The sequence below is a fragment of the Streptomyces phyllanthi genome (assembly GCF_009377205.1).
Lineage (GTDB): Bacteria > Actinomycetota > Actinomycetes > Streptomycetales > Streptomycetaceae > Streptomyces > Streptomyces phyllanthi.
Genome location: NZ_VJZE01000863.1, coordinates 1 through 1,703 on the forward strand (window position 1 = coordinate 1; position 1,703 = coordinate 1,703).

Annotated in this window: 3 protein-coding genes; 1 reads left to right on the forward strand and 2 read right to left on the reverse strand. The window is 73.0% G+C overall.

Going from position 1 to position 1,703, the window contains the following annotated elements; translation table 11 throughout:
- Positions 1–230: 230 nt before the first annotated feature.
- Complete coding sequence (locus tag FNH04_RS45685) at positions 231–812, reverse strand: DNA-3-methyladenine glycosylase I (RefSeq protein WP_322725748.1); 582 nt, start codon at positions 810–812, stop codon at positions 231–233.
- Complete coding sequence (locus tag FNH04_RS45690; protein ID WP_152792104.1) at positions 809–1,168, reverse strand: DivIVA domain-containing protein; 360 nt, start codon at positions 1,166–1,168, stop codon at positions 809–811. The genes FNH04_RS45685 and FNH04_RS45690 overlap by 4 nt, the downstream gene beginning before the upstream one ends.
- 180 nt (positions 1,169–1,348) lie before the next feature.
- On the opposite strand from FNH04_RS45690, the gene FNH04_RS45695 reads away from it, so the two are divergent.
- Positions 1,349–1,703, forward strand: a 355-nt coding sequence (locus FNH04_RS45695) for a dihydropteroate synthase (protein ID WP_194237054.1), incomplete at its 3' end; no start/stop codon positions are given.

Below are 1,703 nucleotides of genomic sequence, written 5' to 3' on the forward strand. Positions count from 1 at the left end.
GTGCCAGGACGGCTCCCGCCACGCCCGGTCCCGGCGTCCGTACCGCGCTGAACCGCACCACCGCCGCGGCCGGCGCGAGCGCCGGCCCGGAGAGCGCCCCGGCCTCGACCGTCACCGCTCCCGACGGCAGTGCGGCCACTGCGTGGCGTCGGCGCGAGGACGGATGCCGGGGCGGGAGCAGGGACGCCTAGGCAGCAGGGCTAGGCCGTGTGGCGGGCTGAAGGCCGGGCTCAGCCCCGTCTCGCCGTGCAGTCCGCCAGGTGGTCGTCGACCAGTCCGCATGCCTGCATCAGCGCGTACGCCGTCGTCGGCCCCACGAAGCGCAGGCCCCGCTTCTTGAGGGCCTTCGACAGGGCCGTCGACTCGTCCGTGACCGCCGGGACGTCACCGAGGGCCATCGGGGCGGGGCGGGCGGCCGGGTCCGGGGCGTACGACCAGATCAGTTCGTCCAGCTCGCCCGGGGCCCACTCGGCCAGCACGCGCGCGTTGGCGAGGGTCGCGTCGATCTTCGCCCGGTTACGGATGATGCCCGGGTCAGTGAGGAGACGGGCGCGGTCCTCGTCGGTGAAGGACGCGACCGAGGCGATCTTGAAGTCGGCGAAGGCGGCGCGGAAGCCCGTGCGGCGGCGCAGGATGGTGATCCACGAGAGGCCCGACTGGAAGGCCTCCAGGGAGAGCCGCTCGAACAGCGCGTCGTCGCCGTGGACCGGGCGGCCCCACTCCTCGTCGTGGTACGCCACGTAGTCCTCGGTCGACAGGGCCCACGGGCAGCGCAGCCTGCCGTCCGGGCCGGTGATGGCGGCGCCGCTCACCGGTGCTCCCCCTCCTCCGGCTTGCGCAGTGAGGTGGCGGAGGGGTCCGTCGCCGCGCGGGCACCGGCGAGGGCGGCCTCCAGGTCGGCGATCCGGGCGTCCCGCTCGGCGAGCTCGGCGCCGAGGCGGCCGAAGGCGTCGTCCACGTCCGCCATGCGGTAACCGCGTACGGCGACCGGGAAGCGGAGCGTCTCCACGTCCGCGCGGTTCACCGGGCGGTCCTGGGGCAGGGGGTCCTGGAACCGCTCGGGCGCGGCCTCGGGCAGCGCGCCGTTCTCGCCGCCGCCCACCACGGCGAGCGTCACCGCGGCGACCACGACGGCGAGCGCGACGACCAGGAAGAAGAACATGAACATCGCTGGGGTCCCCACGCTCATGGCCGACGCGCTGTGCGCCGGCCGGAAGTGCCGAGTCGAATGTGTCAGCTCCGACTGTGTCGGCTCCGACTGTGTGTGGGTCCGATCGTGCCATGCGAGTCTGACGGTTAGGGTCACAGGCGGCTAAGCAGCGGCACGTACTGGAAGAGGTCACAGGGGATGCTCAGGCTGGGCAGGCGTGAATTCGGTACGCACGAGCCGGTGATCATGGCGATCGTCAACCGGACCCCCGACTCCTTCTACGACGCGGGAGCCACCTTCCATGACGAGCCCGCGCTCGCGCGCGTGGAGCAGGCGGTGGCGGAGGGGGCCGCCATCATCGACATCGGCGGCGTCAAGGCCGGGCCGGGTGACGAGGTGACGGCCGAGGAGGAGGCACGGCGGACGGTGGGTTTCGTCGCGGAGGTGCGACGGCGCTTCCCGGATGTCGTGATCAGTGTCGACACCTGGCGGCACGAGGTGGGTGAGGCGGTCTGCGAGGCGGGGGCGGATCTGCTGAACGACGCCTGGGGTG

Bases quoted from the DNA above. Each gene is read 5' to 3' on its own strand.
- FNH04_RS45690 (WP_152792104.1), bottom strand. From the start codon at position 1,168: ATGTTCATGTTCTTCTTCCTGGTCGTCGCGCTCGCCGTCGTGGTCGCC.